The organism is Luteibacter sp. GL_149 (assembly GCF_057834065.1).
Genome location: NZ_CM174395.1, coordinates 357905 through 377517 on the forward strand (window position 1 = coordinate 357905; position 19613 = coordinate 377517).

Below are 19613 nucleotides of genomic sequence, written 5' to 3' on the forward strand. Positions count from 1 at the left end.
CCATGTCCGCCATCGACATCGAAAAACAGGTCCCCGCGACGCGTCAGATCGTCGTCGACACCCTGCGCGAGCAAGCGTCGATCTGGCTGTTCGTCTTCAAGACGATGCTGGCGTTCTTCCTCACCGGCTGGATCGCCATGCGGCTGTCGCTGCCAGCGCCGTCGACCGCGATGCTCACGACAATCATCGTGGCCAATCGCCAGTCGGGTATGGTGCTGGCGAAAAGTTTCTATCGCGCCATCGGCACGCTTGGTGGCGCCGTCGTCGCCTTCCTCATCGTGGCGGCTTTCCCGCAGCAGCGCGACTTGTTCCTGGTGGCGCTATCCCTGTGGCTGGGCATCTGTTCCGGTGGCGCGACGCTATACCGGAACTTCAAGTCGTACGCGTTCGTCCTCGGCGGCTATACCGCGGCGATCATTGCCCTTCCGGTGATCGACAATCCACCGGGCGTCTTCGATTCGGCCACGGCGCGCATCAGCGAAGTGCTGCTTGGTCTTCTGGTCAGCGGCGTCATCAACGACACCGTATTCCCTAGCCGCATGCGCGATGTGCTTCGCCGCACGGCGCGCGAACAGTTCGCGCACTTCGTCGATTTCGTGCGCGCAAGCACGGGCGGAAGCATCGCGCGCTCGACCATGGAGCGCGCCCATCTTCGTTTCGTGCGCGATGCGGTGACGCTGGAAGACCTGCGCAGTTCGGTCATCTTCGAAGATGCCGAAGCCCGCGCGCGCAGCGGCCATCTGCAGGAGTTCAACCAGCGTTTCATGGCTGCGTCGACCAGCTTCCAGTCGCTGCACCACCTGATCAACCGGTTGAAGCGCGCGCATCGCGATACGGCCGGCGAGGCATTGATCGCGCTTTACGCGCCGCTAGGTGCGGCGCTCGACGCTCCGATCGAAGCGGGCGCCGCGGCGCGCGTGCTGCTGCCGCGGCTTATCGGCGCGCGCGATGAGATGGCGGCGAAAGCGCCTCTTTTGCGCGAGGGTATGACCGACTCGCAGGACGTGCGCGATTTCGACACGGGTGCCGCATTGCTCCGTCGCTTCACGGACGAGTTGTACGCATACGTGGACACAGCCGCCACCTTGCAGGCGCCACGGATCATCGCCGGTTCGGCGGAGCGCGTCCGCTTCGCGCGAGGCAATGACTACGCTGGCGCAATACTGGCCACCTTCCGTACGACGATCACCATGCTCGCGCTCGGCGTGTTCTGGATTCTGAGCGCATGGCCGATGGGTTCCAGCGCGATGCTGCTCGCGACGATCTTCGCGGGACTGTTCGCCGCCGCGCCGAACCCCACGCGCGTGACCGGTCAGGTCATGTTCGGCTATCTCATCGGCATGATCGTCGGCTTCGTATGCGAGTTCTTCGTACTCACCCAGATGGATGGCTATCCGTTAATGGTCGCGGGCATCGCGCCTTTCCTCATGATCGGCCTGGTCATGATGACGAGCGCGACGCTTGGCAGCATCGGTCTTGGTTACTCGATGGGCTTCGCGTACATCCTGGCTGTCAAGAACCCGATGGTTTACGACCCCGTGCATTTCATCAACGATGCCATCGCCCAGGTAGTCGGCCTGTCGGCGGCCGCGATCGCATTCGTATTCGTGCCCACGGTGATCGGCAGTCGCTGGTTGCGCCAACGGCAACTCGCGCGGTTGCGCGGTCAGGTCGCGTTGGCCGCCGAAGCGCCATTGCCGGACCTGAGGCATCGTTTCGAAAGCATCAATCACGATCTGGTGAGTCAGGTGGTGTCGCAGACGGAGCCCGGCAGTGCCGACTCCCGCGCGTTGCTGGCCTGGGCACTGGCCGTGCACGAAACGGGGCGTGCGCTGATCGAGCTTCGACACGACCTCGATCGCGGCACCGCACCCAGCGGAGTGCGCGGATACATCGATACGGCGCTGGCATCTCTGGCGCGTTTCTACGAAGCGCCCGATGCGGCGAAGTACCTGCTGGCGCGCGATGCCGTCGCGACGGCGATTGCGGCAGTCAGTGAGAAAGACGCCTCCCATGGCTTGCTCGAACACCTCCATCTGATCCGGATGGCGTTGCTCGATGGCGAATCGGTCCTCGCCGCGTACATGCCTTCGGCCCCTCTTGCGCAGGAGATTTCCAATGCCCCGTGAAATTGCTATTGGCGACGCGCTGGTTCCGGGCCTGTTCGTTCTCTTCGTCGTGTCGCTGGTGTTGCTCTGGCTGCTCGACTGGGCGGCCGGGCGTTTCGGCATCTACCGCCTCGTCTGGCATCCGCCCCTGTTCCGGCTCGCGCTGTTCGTCTGCGTGTTCGGCGCCCTTGCGCTCACCTTGTTCTGAGTCATCCCATGAAGCTTCCGACCCTCATCCGTTTCGCCATTACCGCCATCGTCGTCATCGTTGCGGCGTTTATCGCGCACGCACTATGGAAGCACTACATGTACTCGCCATGGACGCGCGACGGTCGCGTGCGTGCCGAAATCGTCCGCATCGCGCCCGACGTTTCCGGACTGGTGACCGACGTACGCGTGAAGGACAACCAGGTGGTGAAGAAGGGCGATCTGCTCTTCGTCGTCGATCAGGCGCGTTATCAGAACGCGGTGGCGCAGGCACAGGCGAACCTCAACGCTTCGGAAGCCGCCGCGCGCGCGGCGGGCGCCACGATCAACGCCGCGCAGGCGGGCATAGCGCAGAGCCGCACCAACTTCGAGATGTATCAGGCGCAGTCCGAGCGTCGCCAGAAGCTCATCAACAATGTGATTTCGGCGGAAGACAAGGCGAACGCCGTCGCCGTCGCCAACGCTGCCCGTGCCGGCTGGCAGCAGGCACAGGCCAGCCAGAAGCAGGCCAGCGCATCGCAGGAACAGGCGCTGGCCGCCGTCGCCCAGGCACAGGTCGAGCTGGCATCCGCCGAGCTGAATCTGGATCGCACGGAAGTCCGGGCGCCGGTGGACGGTTATGTGACCAACCTGGATATCCGCGTCGGCGATTACGCCAGTGCGGGTGGCGCGCGCATGGCCCTTATCGACAGCCATTCGTACTGGATTTACGGCTACTTCGAAGAGACGAAACTGCCCAGCCTGCGCGTCGGCGACGCGGTGGATATTCGCCTGATGAGCGGCGGTGTACGCCTGAAAGGCACGATCGACAGTATCGCTCGCGGTATTACCGACGCCGACAACCCGACCGGCTCGGATCTGCTGGCCGATGTCAATCCGACATTCAACTGGGTGCGTCTTGCGCAGCGCGTACCGGTGCGGGTAAAGATCGATCCGGAGAACATGCCCAAGGACACGGTGCTGGCCGCCGGCATGACGGCGACGCTGGTGGTGCATCCGAGTGGGGAAAGCACGCACTAACGTCCGGCTTTGTATGTAGGAGCCCGCAAGCGGGCTCCTACAACGACGAGGGAGGCGGGTCAGGCAACCAGCCGCTCCAGCCTCAACCGCAGCCAGCGATCCACATCCGGCCATTCGCTGGCCAGCACGCTATAGCAGACCGTATCGCGCAGGCTGCCGTCGGGGCGGCGTTTATGGGCCCGGAGTACGCCTTCGCGCTTCGCCCCGAGCCGCTCGATAGCCCGCTGCGAGTCGAAGTTGTACGAGTCGGTGTGGAACTCCACCGCGACCAGTCCAAGGTTCCCGAACGCGTTCTCCAGCAACAAATGTTTGCAAGCCGTGTTCAGATGGCCTTTCTGCCAGCGTTTCGCGTACCACGTGTAGCCGATCGCGGCGCGGGCCGGGTCGGGGACGATGTCGTAATAACGCGTGGTGCCGGCGATCTGGCCGGTGGTCTTTTCGCGGATGGCGAACGGTCGCATCAGCCCGGCATCCCGGCCGAGCAGTGCCTTGTCGACGTAGTCGGCCATGCCGCCCGGGGCGGGTACCGACGTAAACCACAGATTCCACAGATCGCCATCGGCCGCGGCCCGTTCCAGCTCGGGAACATGCGAGGGGCTGAGGGGTTCCAGCGCGACGTAGGCGTTTTCCAGCGAGGTCATGGGCGGTATCAGGCGTCCAGATCGGGAATAAGCCGGCTTTCGATCCGGGCGATGGTGTCTTTCAGCAGCAGCTTGCGCTTCTTCAGGCGGGTCAGCTGGAGCTCGTCCCGGCCGATGCTGGCGGCCAGCTGGTCGATGGCCGAATCCAGGTCGCGATGTTCGACCTTGAGTTCGGCAAGACGGTGGGCGAGCTGGGTCGGATCCTGGACCTGCATGGCGATGGCCGGCACGGAAGGGAAGACCCAGAGTGTACCTCTCCGGCGCCGTCCCCGGCAGCGGCTACAATAGGGGTCCGCCTTTCCGTCGTACGCCCATGTCCGCCCGTCCCGAAATCCATCGCAAACAGACCTACGAAGCCGGCAAACTGGCCAAGCGGTTGCGCCATCAGGTCGGTCAGGCCATCGCCGATTTCGGCATGATCGAGGATGGCGACCGGATCATGGTCTGCCTGTCCGGCGGCAAGGATTCCTACACCCTGCTCGACATGCTGCTTTCGCTGCAGGCGAAAGCGCCGGTGCGATTCGAGCTGATCGCGGTCAATCTCGACCAGAAGCAGCCCGACTTCCCCGAGCACGTGCTACCCGGATACCTCACGGCGCGCGGCATACCGTTCCACATCATCGAGCAGGACACCTACAGCGTCGTTACCCGTGTGATTCCGCAGGGCAAGACGATGTGCAGCCTGTGCTCGCGCATGCGGCGCGGCGCGCTGTACCAGTGGGCGGCCGACAATGGCATCACGAAGATCGCGCTCGGTCATCATCGCGACGACATCCTCGGTACGTTCTTCCTGAACATGTTCTACCAGGGCAGCCTGAAAGCGATGCCGCCCAAGCTCCGGTCGGACGATGGCCGGCATGTGGTGATCCGTCCGCTGGCTTACTGCCGCGAAGACGATATCGCCGAATACGCTCAGGCGCAGGCGTTCCCGATCATTCCCTGCAACCTGTGCGGCTCGCAGGAGAATATGCAGCGCAAGGTCGTCAAACGCATGCTCGAGGACTGGGAAAAAGGGCATCCCGGCCGTAGCGAAACCATCTTCCGCGCGATGGGTAACATCGCGCCTTCGCAGCTCGTCGACCGCCAGCTGTTCGACTTCGCATCGCTGGGTGCGCGCGAAGGCGCGGTCCGGCCGGATGCGCATGCCTGGCTCGCCGGTGGTGACGCCAGCGACGACACTTCTTCCGTACCGTAACCGGCAAATCGACCATGACACTCTTCTCTTCCGTCGAACTCGCTCCGCGCGACCCGATCCTCGGCCTGAACGAAGCCTTCGGCGCCGATACGCGCGCGGACAAGGTCAATCTCGGCGTTGGCGTTTACTACGATGCAAACGGACATGTTCCGCTGCTGCGCGCCGTGCGCGAAGCCGAGAAAGCGCGCGTCGAGGCCATGCTGCCGCGCGGCTACCTGCCCATCGACGGTATCGCGCTTTACGACCAGGCTGTGCAGCGTCTGCTGTTCGGCGCATCCTCGCCGTTGCTGGCTGATCGTCGCGTGGTTACCGCGCAGGCGCTGGGTGGCACGGGCGCGCTCAAGGTCGGTGCCGACTTCCTGCGTCACCTGAATCCGAACGTGCCGGTCGCCATCAGCGATCCCAGCTGGGAAAACCACCGCGCGCTGTTCGAAGCCGCCGGCTTCAAGGTCGTGAACTATCCGTATTACAACGCGGCAACGCATGGCGTCGATGTCGACGGCATGATCGCGGGCCTCGAGGCGTTGCCCAAGGGGGCGGTCGTCGTGCTGCACGCGTGCTGCCACAATCCGACGGGTGTCGATCTCGGCACCGGCGACTGGGAGCGCGTCATCGACACCGTGCGCGAGCATGCGCTCGTGCCCTTCCTCGATATCGCGTACCAGGGCTTCGGCGACGGCATCGATGCCGATGCCGTCGCCGTACGTCTGTTCGCCGCCTCGGGGCTGCCGTTCTTCGTCGCCAGTTCGTTCTCCAAATCGTTCTCGCTTTACGGCGAACGCGTGGGCGCTTTGTCGATTGTCACGGCAAGCCACGACGAAGCCGTGCGCGTGCAGTCGCAGATCAAGCGCGTCATTCGCACCAATTATTCCAATCCGCCGACGCATGGCGCCGCCGTGGTGTCCGCCGTGCTCAATCACGCGGAACTGCGCGCTACCTGGGAAGCGGAGCTCGGCGAAATGCGCGATCGCATCCGCGAGATGCGTCGCGGTCTCGTCCAGCGTCTGGCGGCGCATGGCGCGAAGGGCGATTACGGATTCATCGAAGCCCAGCGCGGCATGTTCTCTTATTCCGGGCTCAGCGCCGCACAGGTCGAACGCCTGCGCACGGAGTTCGGTATCTACGCCGTCGGCACGGGACGCATCTGCGTCGCCGCGCTCAACGACGGCAACCTCGACCGCGTCGCCGAAGCGATCGCCCAGGTCAGCTGAATCCAGAGCCGATCCCCTTCCTTGAGGGGGGGCCATCCGCGAACGGGCGCATGCCGTCCGTTCCGGTCACCTATTCGAACGAGATCCGTCCACGCATGTTCTTCCGTAATCTGACGCTCTTTCGCTTTTCCGCCCCCGTCGCCGCCGATCTGGAACGCCTCGAAGAAGCGCTTCCGGAACATCGTCTGCGTCCCGTCGGTCCCCTCGAAATGTCCACCAGGGGGTTTATCTCGCCCCTGGGCCGCAACGAGGAAGCCCTGACCCACAATGTCGGCCACAACACGATGGTGACGGTCGGCGGCGAGGACAAACTCCTCCCGGCCGCCGTGGTGAACGACGAACTGTCACGCCGTGTGCAGAAAATCGCGGAGGAAGAAGGGCGCAAGATCAGCGGCCGCGAGCGCAAGCGCATGAAGGACGACGTGATGAACGAGCTCCTGCCGCGTGCGTTCGTGCGCAGCTCGCGCATGTCCGCTTATGCCGATAAGAAGCGCGGGTGGCTGGTGCTCGATACGTCCAGTCGCAAGTCCGCTGAGAACGCGCTTACCCAGATCCGCGAGGCTCTGGGCAGCTTCCCGGCGGTGCCGTTGGCCCCGGAGGAATCGCCCCGCGTCCTGATGACCGATTGGGTGTCCTCGGGCGATTTGCCGGCCGGCCTGGCGCTGGGAGACGAGTGCGAACTGCGCGATCCGGCGACCGCCACAGGCGCCATTGCCCGTTGCCGTCGCCAGGATCTCGATACCGATGAGATTCGGGAGCATTTGCGCAACGGAAAACAGGTTTTCCAGCTGGGGCTGGTTTTCGACGACCGCATCACTTTCACGCTCGGCGAAGACCTGATCCTGCGTAAAATCCGCTTCACGGATGTGGTTCTCGACGAGCAGGGCGATAGCCACGAATCGCAGGCGGCGGAAATGGATGCCAACTTCGCCCTGATGGCCCTGGAATTCGACAGGCTGCTCGGCAAGCTGGAAGAGTGGTTCAAGCTACCGCGCCCGGAGTAAGTCCTCCGGCGTGCCGCGGTGGTTGGTGTATATGTGACGGTATGGACGTCGTCGGATAATCACGAGACGGGCGGCATGACATACGACCAAGGCGACTGGCTGGAACTGGCGACGCCGACCGGAGGCACCATTCGCGTGCTGAAGGCGGCGCATCCGCGCGCGCGTCGCCTGCGCCTGACGGTGACGCCCAAAGGGGCGCGACTCACCTACCCCAACGGTACGCATACGGCACAGATGACGGCGTTTCTTCGCCATCACGCCGACTGGCTGGAACGGAAGCTCGGCGAATTCAATCTCGACTCCGAACCGTTACCGGCGCTGAAGGTCGGCCATGCCACGTCGTTTCCGTTACGCGGCGAAACGATCGATCTGGATTGGGCCGAAGGCTCTTATCCGAAAGTCGAACATCACGGCGAGAACCTCACGCTGGTGCTACCGCGTCCGCATACGCGCGGATTGATGCTCGCGCGGGGACTGCTGGCTACGTTCTTCGAAATGCAGATCCGGCGCGATGTGGCGCGCTGGTTGCCGGTATACGTGCCGCTGATCAATGCGGCGCCCACCGCGTTGCGCATCCGCCCCCTGAAGAGCCTGTGGGGCAGCCTGGACACCCGCGACCGCATCAACCTGGACCTTGCCCTGGCACTCGCTCCGCCGTCCGCCCTGCGCTACGTGCTGGTCCATGAGTTGTGCCATCTGAAAGTGCGCAACCATTCGCCGCGTTTCTGGAACTGGGTCGCGAGCATCCTTCCCGATTACAAAGAACAGCGGGACTGGCTGCGGGTGAACGGCAGCGGGATGAAGGCACAGCTGGACCGGTTGATAGCGGACGTTGCCGATTGATTGAATAGCGGGCCACTCCGATCAATGCGCGATCGCAAATCCCGTAAGAATCTGTGCGGTCTCCGTCGGACGTTCCATCATCGGCATATGGTTGCAGCCGTTGAGCACGGTCGCGGAGATCGACGGCGACGACTTGAGTCCGTTGCGCAGGGTTTCCAGCGCGGAAACGTCGATGATCTTGTCGTCGTGGCACCACACGCCGAGTACCGGCATCGTCAGCTTGCCGATCAGCGGGTCCAGTGCGAGCGACTGGGACTTGTCCCTGAGCTGATTGAACGTGCGCTCGATGAATGCGCGGTCGTTCTGGTTTTCCTTAATGAACACATCGGCCACGCGACCGGGGACATTTTGCGGATGCAGGAAGGCGAGTTCGTTGGCTTTTTCGAAGCTTGCACGGTCGTCGAAGATAAAGGGATCCTTGCCCGCCAGTGCCTCGCGCGCGAAGTCGTTTTCCTTGAACGTCAGGCCCAGCGAGTCCATCAGCACGAGGCTGGCGATGCGTTCGGGATGCTCCGCGGCGTAGACGCCCGCGATGGCACCGCCCATCGAATGGCCGACCAGCATGAAGCCCTTCATGTTGAGCGTGCTGAAGAAGGCATCGAGTCGGGCCGCCTGGGCATCGATGTTGTAACTGCCATCCGTCAGGCGCGACGACTCACCCCAGCCGGGCAGGTCGGGAATGATGACGTGGAAGTGGTTGGTCATCTCCTTCGCGGATTCCAGCCAGACTTCCTTGCGCGCCGCGAAACCGTGAAGCAGCACGATCGTCGGACCCTGACCGCCCTCGTAGTATGTCCAGTTCGTGTCGCCCGCCTGCACCGAGTGCTTTTCCAGGTGCGCGGCCATCGCCAGGCGGGCATAGTCGGCCTTCACCAATAGCTGAGGTGCGAACAGGTAGACGCCGCCGAAGCCCACGCCAAGTACGGCGGCCACCACGACGAGGAATTTCAGCCGACGCAGCAGCAGCCGCTTCCAGAGCGGCCGTGAATCGGTTTTGACGACGGGAAGTGGCTTTGCCATGAGTCGGTCTTTCTTGATGGATGTTCCGCGAGATGCGGGAGGAGGGCGGCGCAATCAAGGCGCCGCCCGTCTGCCTTGCTTACTTTGCTTGCGCTTTCTTCGCCTTGGCGAAGATGCCTTCCACCGCGCCCTGCGTCATCGGGTGGTAGCCGGACTTCGCTTTGGCATAGATGCCTTCGGCGAATGCCAGGCCTTCCGGCGTCTTCGCGAATGCCCTGTAGACCGGTGTTGTCAAGTACAGGCGTCCGATACGGGCCATGTGTTCGCCGGCAGCCGTCCAGACATCCTTGTCGCCCGCCGCGATGGCGTGCACGTACCAGCGCATGCCGATTTCGGCGTTAGGCGTACCGGTGAGATGCCATGCCGCGTCGATTTCCTTGATCTTGTCCAGCGGCGTTACGTCGGGCAGGCGATCGAGGAAGAACATCCATTCCTGGGTGTTCCAGGTTTTTGCATCGAGCTTGTCGGCGGCGAGTTTGCCCGCGAGGAAGTCGGTGCGCTGCTTGTCGATACCGTCGAAGCGCGGCGAGGTGGGAAGCGGCGCGTCCTTCGGAATGCCCGGCTGCCAGATCCACGCGCGCGCTTCGGCCTCGCTCATCTTGCCCGGGTATTTGTCGAGCAGATTGGTTTTCAGATACACGAACATCGTGTCGGTGTCGATGCTCTGGAACGCGAAATGATCGAAGTAGCCGCGCAGGTAAGCATCGAAGGTTTCGCGACCGAAGCGCTGCTCCAGCGTACGCAGGAACCACGAGCCCTTGTCGTACGCGACGGACGAAAGCGAGTCGTCGGCGCCGACGCCGCGCGGATCGGGCGTCAATTTCTGCGAGTTCGCGGACATTTCGCCGATGGACTTCTGCAGCGCGCGCGCCGATAGCAATGCTTCTTCGTCGGCGAGCGTCTTGCCATAGACGGCTTCGGTAATGCGGCCCTGAACGTAGGTGGTGAAGCCTTCGTTGAGCCAGATGTCGCGCCATGCGGCGCTGGTCACCAGGTTGCCCGACCAGGAATGCGCGAGTTCGTGCGACACCAGCGACACGAGGCTCTTGTCGCCGACCAGCACGGTCGGCGTTGCGAACGTCATGTTCGGATTTTCCATGCCGCCGTACGGGAACGACGGCGGCAGCACGAGAATGTCGTAACGGCCCCATGCATACGGACCGTAGAGCTTTTCGGTCGTGGCGATGAGTTTTTCGGTGTCCTCGAACTCGTGCGCGGCTTTCGCCACCACGCTGGGCTCGGCGTAGACGGCGCTGCGCGGACCGGTTTCGCGCACGTCGATACCGCCGGCGGCGATCGCGAGCAGATAGGACGGAATCGGATGCGGCTGCGCGAACGTGAAGTCGCCGTCCAGCGGATGCTTCGCATCGTTGAGCGCGCTCATCACGACACGCACGTCCTTGGGCGCGGTGACATGCGCGTTATAGGTGAAGCGGATGGCCGGCGAATCCTGCAACGGCACCCACGAGCGCGCGTGGATCGATTCGGACTGCGAGAACATGAAGGGCAGCTTCTTGTCTGCCGTCTGTTCGGGCGGCAGCCATTGCAGGCCGGAAGCCTCGGGGACCGTCGTGTAGACGATGCGTACCTGCGCGGGGTGCTGCGGTGCCTGGATCGTGAGCTTGCTGCCCAGTTCCTTGTCGCGCGGTGCCAGCGCGAACTTCAGCGACTGCGTCTTGCCATCGGTGCCGACGGCTTCCACGCTCGCGATCTTCAGGTCGCGGGTGTCGAGGACGAGGTCCTTCGCTTTCGCGTCCTTCCAGTCGAGCTTCAGTGTCGCGCCGCCGTCGAGCTGGCGCTGGGCGAAATCGACCTTGAGGTCGAGGTCGAGGTGCGTCACCCGCACCTTCGCCGGCTGGGCGTAGCTGTGCGGGTCGGCGGCGAGGGCCACGGCCGGGAAGACCAGAGTGAGTGCGAAGAGGGGAAGCAGGCGCATCGAGGGCGATCCGATGGTGGAAAGGCCCAAGTATGCCACTGCATGCCGAGGGGGACGTGTGCCGAAGGACGCCTTGCCGGCATCGATAGGCTCCCTTCAACGTCGCTCCTGCGCAGGCAGGAGCCCCGTGCGGTGCGATGGGTTTTCGCGACGAGCCCATTCAGCTGGTACCGGCGAAACCGTGCAACGACATCGCGAAGCCGACCATGGTCGCCCTGGGGCCCTGCCTGCGCGGGGGCGGCGGCGAGGGTGCAGGCCGGTGGTCGCTGTGATGCCTAAAGTTTATAAGCCCGATGAATCGCAACGATGCCATTCGTAAGATTGCGCACTTCCACATGCCCGAAGCCCGCGCGCAGCATCATGCCCTTCAACGTTTCCTGGTCCGGGTGCTTGCGGATGGATTCGGCGAGGTACTGATAGCTGTTAGCGTCGCCCGCGAACAGGCTGCCCAACTTCGGCAGGATTTTGAAGGAGTGCACGTCGTAGAGCTTGCTGAAGAGCGGGCTCTTCACCTTCGAGAATTCCAGCACCAGTGCACGGCCGCCGGGTTTCAGGATGCGGCACATGTCGGCCAGCGCTTTGTCCTTATCCGTCACGTTGCGCAGACCGAAGGCGATGGTCACGGCGTCGAAACTCGCATCCGGAAAGGGCAGCGCTTCGGCGTTCATCTGGGCCCAGCGCAGGCCGGAAACGAGCCCGCGATCCGTGAGGCGGTCGCGACCCACGCCCAGCATCGCGGCGTTGATATCGCCGACAACGACCTCGCCTTCCGCACCGACCACCGGCTTCAGCAGCGCGGCGATGTCGCCCGTGCCACCGGCCAGATCGAGTACGCGATCGCCGCGCCGCACACCGCTGACCGCCACGAAATGACGCTTCCACAGGCGATGAATGCCGAACGACATCAGGTCGTTCATCAGATCGTAGTTGCGCGCGACCGAGGTGAACACCTGGCCGACGAGCTTCTGCTTGTCGTCGACTGGCACGTCGCGAAAGCCGAAATGGGTGGTGCCGGTGTTCTTGTCGTCGGTCATGGTCGGACTTCAATAGGTGAATGTAAGAGCGCTCTCGAGCGCGATAGCCAGCGAGGCGTTGACGCGAAAACCCATCACGAATGCCGTTCCCGCTCGGCCGCGACGTGCCTCTCGTGCAACGAATCGCTGGTGCTGGTCGCGCCCGGATCGGTCGGTGGTCGCGCATCCAGATCGCGATCGCTTTCGCCGCCCGGCGTGATCTTCAGAATGGAGTGACGTATCTCGCGTGCGAGAATCACGCGCGCGTCGCGCACCATGTCTTCCAGGACCGCATCGAAATCGAGCTTGCCGTCGTCGTCGGTCCAGACGATACGCGCTTCGCGCAACTTCTGGATGAAGCCGCGGAAGAGTGCCTTGTCGAAGAATTCAGGTGCCGAAAGCTCGTTGAGCAGGCTGAGCCGCTGCGCCGTGAGCGTACACGCATTTTCCAGCTCGGCCGCCGTGAGCGTATGCGGCCCGTTCTTCACCAGCGCGGCGATCGCGATGTAATAGCGCTCGAATGCCTGCAACATGCTTCGGGCAATCACGCGTAGCTGGTAGGCGCCATCGTCCTGACCGGGGCCGCGTTCGAGCAGGCGTCCCTCGCCGTTGGATTCCAGGATGCCGCGACGTACGAAGAAATCGATGGTTTCGTGAAGCTGCTGGCCGAAGCCTTCGTCGTTCCACGGCAGGAACAGCTCGCCCTGGATGAACGGATAGATGATGCGGCCCAGGCGCAACACCGACGAACGCGACATGCGCCGGTTGTTGAGGAAACACGTCGCCACCCATGCAGCGCTGGCATTGAGGTGCAGGACGTTGTTGCGGAAGTACGAAAGCAGCGTGGCCTGCTCGCCTTCCGCGACCAGTACGTCGCCGAGGGGGTGACGTACGCGCCGGATCCAGCCCATCTGTTCGCCATAGGCGATGATGCCGGCCGGATTCATCGGCGTGACCGTGACCCGGTCGGAATAGGGCAGCTCGACCAGCATGGCTTTCATGAGGTCGAGCTGCGCGAGCAGGTCGTTCTCGGCCATGGCGTGCTTGGGCGTGGCAAGCAGGGCCAGTGCGAGCAGGTTGATCGGATTGACGTCCGCCGCGCGGTTGATATTGATCAGGATGCGTTCGGCCAGGTCGTCGACCACGGAGTTCAGCCACTCGGGCTTGGCGTCGGGATCGCCGCCGACGCCACGCCAGTCCGGTGCGGCGGCATCCAGCAACGGGTTCAGTTCGATGGGCTCGCCAAAATTCAGCGTGACGTGGCCATAGCGCTGACGCAGCACTTTCAGGCCGCGAACCAGCCCCAGCAGCGATTCCTTTTCCTTGGGCTTGCCGGACAGTTCGCCTGCATACGATTTACCTTCCATCAGCTTTTCGTAGCCGATGTACACGGGCTGGAACAGGACGGGGCGGCGCGGCGCGCGAAGGAACGCGCGGACCGTCATCACCAGCATGCCGGCGCGCGGCGCCAGCAGGCGGCCCGTGCGCGAACGTCCGCCTTCGATGAAGTACTCGAGCGGTACGCCGCGATCGACCAGTTGCGCGAGGTATTCGTTGAACACCACCGAGTACATCGCGTTGCCCTTGAAGCTGCGGCGCAGAAAGAACGCGCCGCCGCGACGGAGGATGGGGCCGATGACGGGCAGGTTCAGGTTCACGCCCGCGGCGATATGCGGCGGTACCACGCCGGACTGATGCAACTGATAAGACAGCAGCAGATAGTCGGCGTGGCTGCGATGGCAAGGGACGTAGACCACTTCATGACCGGGCGCCGCGGCGCGCGCCTTGTCGAAGTGATGCATGGCAATGCCGTCGTAAAGCTTGTTCCAGAAATTCGACAACAGGAACGACGTGGACCGTACGACCGGATGCGAATAATCCGCCGCGATTTCCAGCGCGAAGTCGCGAGCGCGCCGCGCCGCTTTCGTCAGCGGGATATTTTCCCTGGCGGCGGTGGCTGCGATCGCCGCGCGCACCGGTTCGGCATTCAGGACGGAATCGACCACGGTGCGTTTATGCGACAGGTCCGGTCCGATTACCGCGGCGCGGATGCGACGGAAGTGCGTGCGCAATACGCGGGCGATCTTGCGCGTAAGCCGCTCGGGCGTCAGACCATGCGATTCGCCGAGTACGCTGCGTAGCGAGACGGGCGGGGAGAAATGCACGACGGTATCGCGACCGTTCAACAGCAGCGCGAGCATGCGTCGGAAGCGTCCGACGACGATCCAGTTTTCCGCGAACAGCACGCTGAACCAGCCGCTCTCGCGGTTGGGCGCGCGGCCGACGTAAATCGAGACGGGTACGACCTGGATATCGCGTTCGGGAGCATCTTCCAGGGCCTGGATAAGCTGTCCGATGGGTTCCTTGGGTCCGCGCGAGTCGGTGCGCCCGAACAGCCAGCCCTGGCGGCGGCTCAGCGAGAACACCGAGCGACGGCGACGGCCGGGCAGATTCAGTATCTGCATGGGGCTGGGCATGCCGGCTTCGCGGCAGGCGCGCTCCAGGATCAACGCATCGGACACGCCATCGCGTTCGATGGCGTAGCAGACGGCGGTCTGGCTGTTGAGCAGGCTCGCGGGTTCCGAGGGTTCCCGTTTGATGCGGACCCAGGGTTCGAGAAGGCGCCCCAGCAGGTTGAACCACCAGGGGGATCGCGCGCGCGGGACGTGCGGGTCCGAAGTCATAGACATGTCAGGCATCCTTGCATTGTAAGGCCTCAATGGCGGGGTGCGTCCGCTACCGGTGCACCGGCAGTGGCGGGTACGGAGCTGGCGGGTGCAGGTAGCGGTGTGCTGGTTGCGGGCGCGGGCGTCGCGGGAGGCATCAGGCGGGCGTGTTGTTCGCGGACGCTCTGGAGCATGTCGCTGTCGTACCAGTGGCCATCGAGTTGCACGAGGGTGGCCTCGGTCTCCATCGGCTTGTCCAGCAAGGTGTAGCGGATCTTGACGTGGGCTGAGCCGCTGCCGTTCTCCAGCGTCTCCACCGCGACCGAATCGAAGCTCTTGTCGAGCGACAGACCGTAAACGTCCAGCGTGCGCTTCAGGCCGCTCCAGACGATCGCGTAACGTTTCATGCTGGTGTCGAAATCCATCGTGCGCATGTCGTCGGGCGTCGACAGGTTCAGCTTGCGGGCCGTATCCGTGACGATCGCGATCGCTTCCTTCGCCTTGGCCTGGTCGCTCCAGGGCACCGTCTGGGCCCAGGGATTGAGGATGACCAGCGCGTCGCGTAACTGGCGCTTCTGGGACAGGGTCAGGTCCTTCGCCTGATCGATGGCGGTGATGGCCATCGACTGGAATATGCCCAGGGTCAGGATCATCTGGTCTTTGTATTCGCGGTCGTACTGGACCAGCGTCGGCTTCAGGCTGGCGAAGAGTTTTTTCTCGGCGTCCGCTTCGGTGAGTCGCTTTACGCCGGTAGCGAATCGCTCGCGGTCATCGGCGGTAAGCGGTTCGTTCGCCGCATCGCGCTTCGGCCAGTCGGCTTTCAGGTCGCGGTAATCCGCGGGCGGCAGCGCGTGTTGCCAGAAGGCGTCGAACTGTCCGTCGCGCAGCAGGACCAGCGATGCGCGAACGGTTTCTTCCGGTGAGCTGGCTTCCGGCGTGGCGGGCGTTTCTTTCTTGCCGCAGCCAGCCGCCAGTGCGATGACCAGCAGCGGTGCGAACCACAGGGAGCGGAACAGGAGGCGGCGCATGGGAGGACTCTCGACACGCATCGCGTGACGCATGGGGTCGGTCAGCGTACGCGGGCGAAGGGTCGGCCCACAACCGTAAAAAGAAAAACCCCGGAGGCGCAAGGCCTCACGGGGCTATCCGGCCCGAAGCCGGTAAGGGAAATGGCCTCGTCCGCTTGGCTTTTGGTTCAGCGGTTTTGGCGAGTGCGATGATAGTTGTGCGACAAAGTTAAAGCAATACGTTAGATATATGTGCGTAACCCATTATTTTTATTAATTAATGCGCAGCGAGTCGATTTTCTTCTGGCGGCGTTCCTCGCGGGGAGCCGTGTAGTCGTTATCGAACAGGGCCGGTTCCCACGAGCCGTACGTCGGATTGGGGAGCACGAACCAGCGTTGCCCGAACCAGTCGCCATAGGGTGCGATGGCCTTCGCGCGGCCTTCGGCGTTATTGCCGAGGACGTTGACGAAGTCGCCGATCTGATCGCCGAACTGCATCAGCACGCGGTACTGGCTGGCGACGCGCTGGCGGCGGCAACCTTTCTCCGTGCCGACCTGTTCGCAGTCCTCGACAAACGTACCCAGGCCCAGGAACGAATCGGGCCCGGCCACCGGGAAGCCGGCCGTGCGCAAGTTCGAAAGCGTGGCGGTATCCAGATCCTTGGCGCGATTGGAGATGTAAATAACCGCGATGCCGTGGTCGGCGGCGAACTTCGTCAGTTCCAGCGCGCCCGGTAACGGACGCGCGATGGCTTCCTTGCACCACGCGGCCCAGTCGGCCTCGTTGAACTCGCCGCCGGAGCGCACCAGACGTGCCTGATAGGGCGAGTTGTCGAGAACGGTTTCGTCGATGTCGAGAACGATGGCGGGTTTCAGGCCCTTGAGATCCTTGTGCGCCGCGCGGTCGTCATGTGCCAACGCGTCCCACTTCGGGTCCTTCTTCGCCGCGAGCAGTTTTTCCCGCGCGTTGCGGAAGACCTCGGTGTAGATCAGGTCGTGCTCTACCGCATGCTGCGACCAGGCGACGGCGTTGAGGTTGTCGTCCGCGGCGCGTGCCTTGGGCGCCGCGGGCTCTTCTTTCGCCATCGTCGACGTATCGACGTGCTTCGGAGCCGCAGCGGGACCGGACGCGCAGCCGGCGAGAATGAGAACGGACGCCAGTGCGACCGGAAGGAGCTTGAAAGACATGGAGCGGAAATCCCCTGGATGGAACGTCGAGATAGTCGGGCAAGTTTACGACAGGCTGGAGACAGGAAAACGGGGATGGGGGATGGGTAGGGGGGGCGCGGCTTCGTCAGTCCGTCGGGGGGTGGTTATGTAGCGAGCGCGTTGACGCGGACATGGGGCTCGCTCGACCGTCGAGCCATGCGCCCCCACTACCTATCCCCAATCCCCCGCGCGAAGCGCGTCAACCACTGGCCCGCAACCCGTCCACCTGCCAGACTCGGGCCTCCTGTCGTCCGGTATGTCTCATGGGTGTCGAAAAGAAGCCGTCGCACGCTATACGCATCGCCAGTTACGTCGGAGCCGCCGCCGGTCTCTTTCTCGTTCTTTATCTTCGCCTGCTGCCGGCCCTGCTGGCGGGACTGCTCGTATACGAAGTGGTGGTGTCCGTCGCGCCGCTGATGGGACGCCGGCTGGCCGGCGACCGCGCGCGCGTACTGGCCGTGGCGCTGATCGGCATCGTGGTGGTCGGTCTGCTGATCCTGTTGATCCTTGGCGCCATCAGCTTCTTCAGGAATGAGGTCGGCAATCCGCAGGACCTCTGGCAGAACAAACTCATGCCGCTGGTCGAGCGCGCGCGTTCGCAGTTGCCGCAGTCCATTGTCGAGCGTCTTCCGGACAGCGTGGACGACCTGCGTATCACGGCGATGGAATGGACGCGTTCCCATGCCGTTACCCTGCAGCTTGCGGGTAAAGAGGCCGCGCGTGTCTTCGTGCACATCATCATCGGACTGGTACTCGGTGCGATCGTTGCGCTGAGCCGTGCGCGCCCCGCGCACCAGGTCGGCCCGCTGGCCGCCGAACTCAGCCTGCGCGCGGCGCGGCTCGCCGACGCGTTCCACAACATCGTGTTCGCGCAGATCAAGATATCCCTGGTCAACACCACGTTCACCGCGATCTTCCTGCTGGTGGTGCTTCCGGTGTTCGGCGTGCACCTGCCGTTGACCAAAACGCTGATCGTCATCACCTTCATCGTTGGCCTGTTGCCGGTGATAGGGAATCTTCTGTCGAACACGGCCATCACCATCGCCGGTCTGTCCGTGTCGCTGTACGTCGGCGTCGCGGCGCTCGGCTTCCTGATCCTGATCCACAAGCTCGAATATTTTCTGAACGCGCGCATCGTCGGCACCCAGATCCGTGCCCGCGCATGGGAACTGCTGGTCGCCATGCTGCTGCTGGAAGCGGCGTTCGGGCTCCCTGGGCTGGTCGCCGCGCCGATTTACTACGCTTACCTGAAGAGCGAGCTGGAAGCGGAGCGGTTGATCTAGGTTTCATGTCGGCACTGATGCAATGCCGCACCGACGCCCGCCGGGCGTTCGTCAATGGATGGAGCGCATGATCGACACCCCCGCCAATGCCCGTAACGTACGCATCGCCAGCTATGTGCTGGCCGCCGTCGCGTTGTGGGGCGTACTCATGCTGCACCTCGTCTCCGCGCTGCTCGCCGGCCTGCTGGTCTACGAAGTGGTCGAAACGCTGACCCCCGTTCTGCGTCGCTTTCTGCCGGGCGAGCGGCAGCGTCTGATCGCGGTGGGCTTCGTCACCGTGGTCGTCGTCGGCGCCATTATCCTCATCGTGGCCGGTGGACTTGGCTTCTACCGGCGCGATCTGGGTAGCCCGGACGAGCTATGGAATACGAAGCTGTTGCCGTTGCTGACCAAGGCGCACGAGCAATTGCCCGCCTTTCTTACCTCGAATCTCCCCGATAGCCTCGGCGATCTCAGGGAGCAGGGCATGACGCTGGCAAAGAAGCACGCGGTCGATCTGCAACTGGTCGGTACGACCGCCGCACGGGTCTTTGCGCACATCGTCATCGGTCTGGTACTGGGCGGCATCGTGGCGCTCAGTCATGGTGCGGGTGGCCGTCCGGCGCACCCGCTGGCGTTCGAGCTGGCGACGCGTACGAAACGTCTCGCCGAGGCATTCCACAACATCATCTTCGCCCAGCTGAAGATATCGGCGATCAACACGACCCTGGCCGCTCTGTTCCTGCTGGTCGGACTGCCGCTGTTCGGTATCAATGTGCCGCTGGCCAAGACGCTCGTTATCGTCACATTCGTGGTCGGGTTGTTGCCGGTTGTCGGCAATCTCATCTCGAACACGTTGATCACCATCGCCGGACTATCCGTCTCGCTGTGGGTGGGGATCGCGGCGCTGGGTTTTCTTATCGTCGTGCACAAGCTCGAATACTTCCTCAACGCGCGCATCGTCGGCGGACAGATCCGCGCGCGCACCTGGGAACTGCTGGTGGCGATGCTGGTATTCGAAGCGGCGTTCGGACTGGCGGGGCTGGTGGCTGCCCCGATTTACTACGCGTATCTGAAGAGCGAGCTGGAAGCGGAGCGACTGATCTGACACCGCGCCGCTCTTTATTGTGGGAGCGCGCTTGCGCGCGAAAGCCAACGAAGCAGAGACGACGTGCGTGGCATCCGCAGCCAGGATAACGGGCTCGCGGATGTGAGCATCCGGTGTCCTCGCCCTGTTGGCTTTCGCGCGCAAGCGCGCTCCTAAAAAACGG

17 protein-coding genes are annotated in these 19613 nt (G+C 63.6%); 9 read left to right on the top strand and 8 right to left on the bottom strand.

What is annotated here, in order from left to right; genetic code table 11:
* The first annotated feature begins 2 nt into the window (after positions 1-2).
* From AC3IR3_RS01625 to AC3IR3_RS01635, 3 genes are read left to right on the top strand one after another with little or no spacing between them, the layout of a single operon-like run.
* A complete protein-coding gene (locus tag AC3IR3_RS01625; RefSeq protein WP_489195314.1) occupies positions 3-2129 on the top strand; it encodes an FUSC family protein in 2127 nt (708 codons plus the stop codon).
* Positions 2119-2316, top strand: a complete 198-nt coding sequence (locus AC3IR3_RS01630) for a DUF1656 domain-containing protein (RefSeq protein ID WP_489195315.1) — start codon at positions 2119-2121, stop codon at positions 2314-2316. Before AC3IR3_RS01625 ends, AC3IR3_RS01630 begins: the two co-directional genes overlap by 11 nt.
* A gap of 8 nt (positions 2317-2324) precedes the next feature.
* Positions 2325-3335 carry an HlyD family secretion protein gene (locus AC3IR3_RS01635; protein ID WP_489195316.1) on the top strand — a complete coding sequence of 337 codons (1011 nt, stop codon included), beginning with the start codon at positions 2325-2327 and terminating at the stop codon, positions 3333-3335.
* Between the two features lie 59 nt (positions 3336-3394).
* Here the strand turns inward: AC3IR3_RS01635 and AC3IR3_RS01640 are convergent, their stop codons facing one another.
* The gene (locus AC3IR3_RS01640) at positions 3395-3976 is read right to left on the bottom strand and encodes a GNAT family N-acetyltransferase (RefSeq protein WP_489195317.1); all 582 of its coding nucleotides are present in this window, start codon (positions 3974-3976) and stop codon (positions 3395-3397) included.
* Between the two features lie 8 nt (positions 3977-3984).
* Positions 3985-4191: a YdcH family protein gene (locus tag AC3IR3_RS01645; protein WP_132142431.1), complete on the bottom strand. Its 207-nt coding sequence runs from the start codon at positions 4189-4191 to the stop codon at positions 3985-3987.
* Positions 4192-4289: 98 nt separating this feature from the next.
* Here AC3IR3_RS01645 and ttcA point away from each other — a divergent pair, with 98 nt between their 5' ends.
* The 4 genes from ttcA (at position 4290) to AC3IR3_RS01665 (ending at position 8229) form a co-directional block, all read left to right on the top strand.
* The gene (ttcA, locus tag AC3IR3_RS01650) at positions 4290-5171 is read left to right on the top strand and encodes a tRNA 2-thiocytidine(32) synthetase TtcA (RefSeq protein WP_489195318.1); all 882 of its coding nucleotides are present in this window, start codon (positions 4290-4292) and stop codon (positions 5169-5171) included.
* A 14-nt stretch (positions 5172-5185) separates the two neighbouring features.
* Positions 5186-6382 carry an amino acid aminotransferase gene (locus AC3IR3_RS01655; RefSeq protein ID WP_489195319.1) on the top strand — a complete coding sequence of 399 codons (1197 nt, stop codon included), beginning with the start codon at positions 5186-5188 and terminating at the stop codon, positions 6380-6382.
* 95 nt (positions 6383-6477) lie between these two features.
* Positions 6478-7386: a recombination-associated protein RdgC gene (locus AC3IR3_RS01660; RefSeq protein ID WP_489196996.1), complete on the top strand. Its 909-nt coding sequence runs from the start codon at positions 6478-6480 to the stop codon at positions 7384-7386.
* 75 nt (positions 7387-7461) lie between these two features.
* The gene (locus AC3IR3_RS01665) at positions 7462-8229 is read left to right on the top strand and encodes a M48 family metallopeptidase (protein ID WP_489195320.1); all 768 of its coding nucleotides are present in this window, start codon (positions 7462-7464) and stop codon (positions 8227-8229) included.
* Between the two features lie 21 nt (positions 8230-8250).
* Here the strand turns inward: AC3IR3_RS01665 and AC3IR3_RS01670 are convergent, their stop codons facing one another.
* From AC3IR3_RS01670 to AC3IR3_RS01695, 6 genes are all read right to left on the bottom strand, one after another.
* Positions 8251-9249, bottom strand: coding sequence for an alpha/beta fold hydrolase (locus AC3IR3_RS01670; protein ID WP_489195321.1), 999 nt, complete (start codon positions 9247-9249; stop codon positions 8251-8253).
* 79 nt (positions 9250-9328) lie between these two features.
* Positions 9329-11185 (bottom strand): M1 family metallopeptidase, encoded by a 1857-nt coding sequence (locus AC3IR3_RS01675; RefSeq protein WP_489195322.1) that lies wholly within the window; start codon positions 11183-11185, stop codon positions 9329-9331.
* A gap of 275 nt (positions 11186-11460) precedes the next feature.
* The gene (gene ubiE, locus AC3IR3_RS01680) at positions 11461-12219 is read right to left on the bottom strand and encodes a bifunctional demethylmenaquinone methyltransferase/2-methoxy-6-polyprenyl-1,4-benzoquinol methylase UbiE (protein WP_132142426.1); all 759 of its coding nucleotides are present in this window, start codon (positions 12217-12219) and stop codon (positions 11461-11463) included.
* Positions 12220-12293: 74 nt separating this feature from the next.
* Entirely contained in the window at positions 12294-14888 is a 2595-nt protein-coding gene (gene plsB / locus AC3IR3_RS01685; RefSeq protein WP_489195323.1) for a glycerol-3-phosphate 1-O-acyltransferase PlsB, read from the bottom strand.
* Between the two features lie 26 nt (positions 14889-14914).
* Positions 14915-15892: a hypothetical protein gene (locus tag AC3IR3_RS01690; RefSeq protein ID WP_489195324.1), complete on the bottom strand. Its 978-nt coding sequence runs from the start codon at positions 15890-15892 to the stop codon at positions 14915-14917.
* A 252-nt stretch (positions 15893-16144) separates the two neighbouring features.
* Positions 16145-17059, bottom strand: coding sequence for a 5'-nucleotidase, lipoprotein e(P4) family (locus tag AC3IR3_RS01695; protein ID WP_489195325.1), 915 nt, complete (start codon positions 17057-17059; stop codon positions 16145-16147).
* A 284-nt stretch (positions 17060-17343) separates the two neighbouring features.
* Here AC3IR3_RS01695 and AC3IR3_RS01700 point away from each other — a divergent pair, with 284 nt between their 5' ends.
* Positions 17344-18363, top strand: coding sequence for an AI-2E family transporter (locus AC3IR3_RS01700; RefSeq protein ID WP_489195326.1), 1020 nt, complete (start codon positions 17344-17346; stop codon positions 18361-18363).
* Positions 18364-18421: 58 nt separating this feature from the next.
* Entirely contained in the window at positions 18422-19450 is a 1029-nt protein-coding gene (locus tag AC3IR3_RS01705; RefSeq protein WP_489196997.1) for an AI-2E family transporter, read from the top strand.
* The last annotated feature ends 163 nt before the right edge of the window (positions 19451-19613 follow it).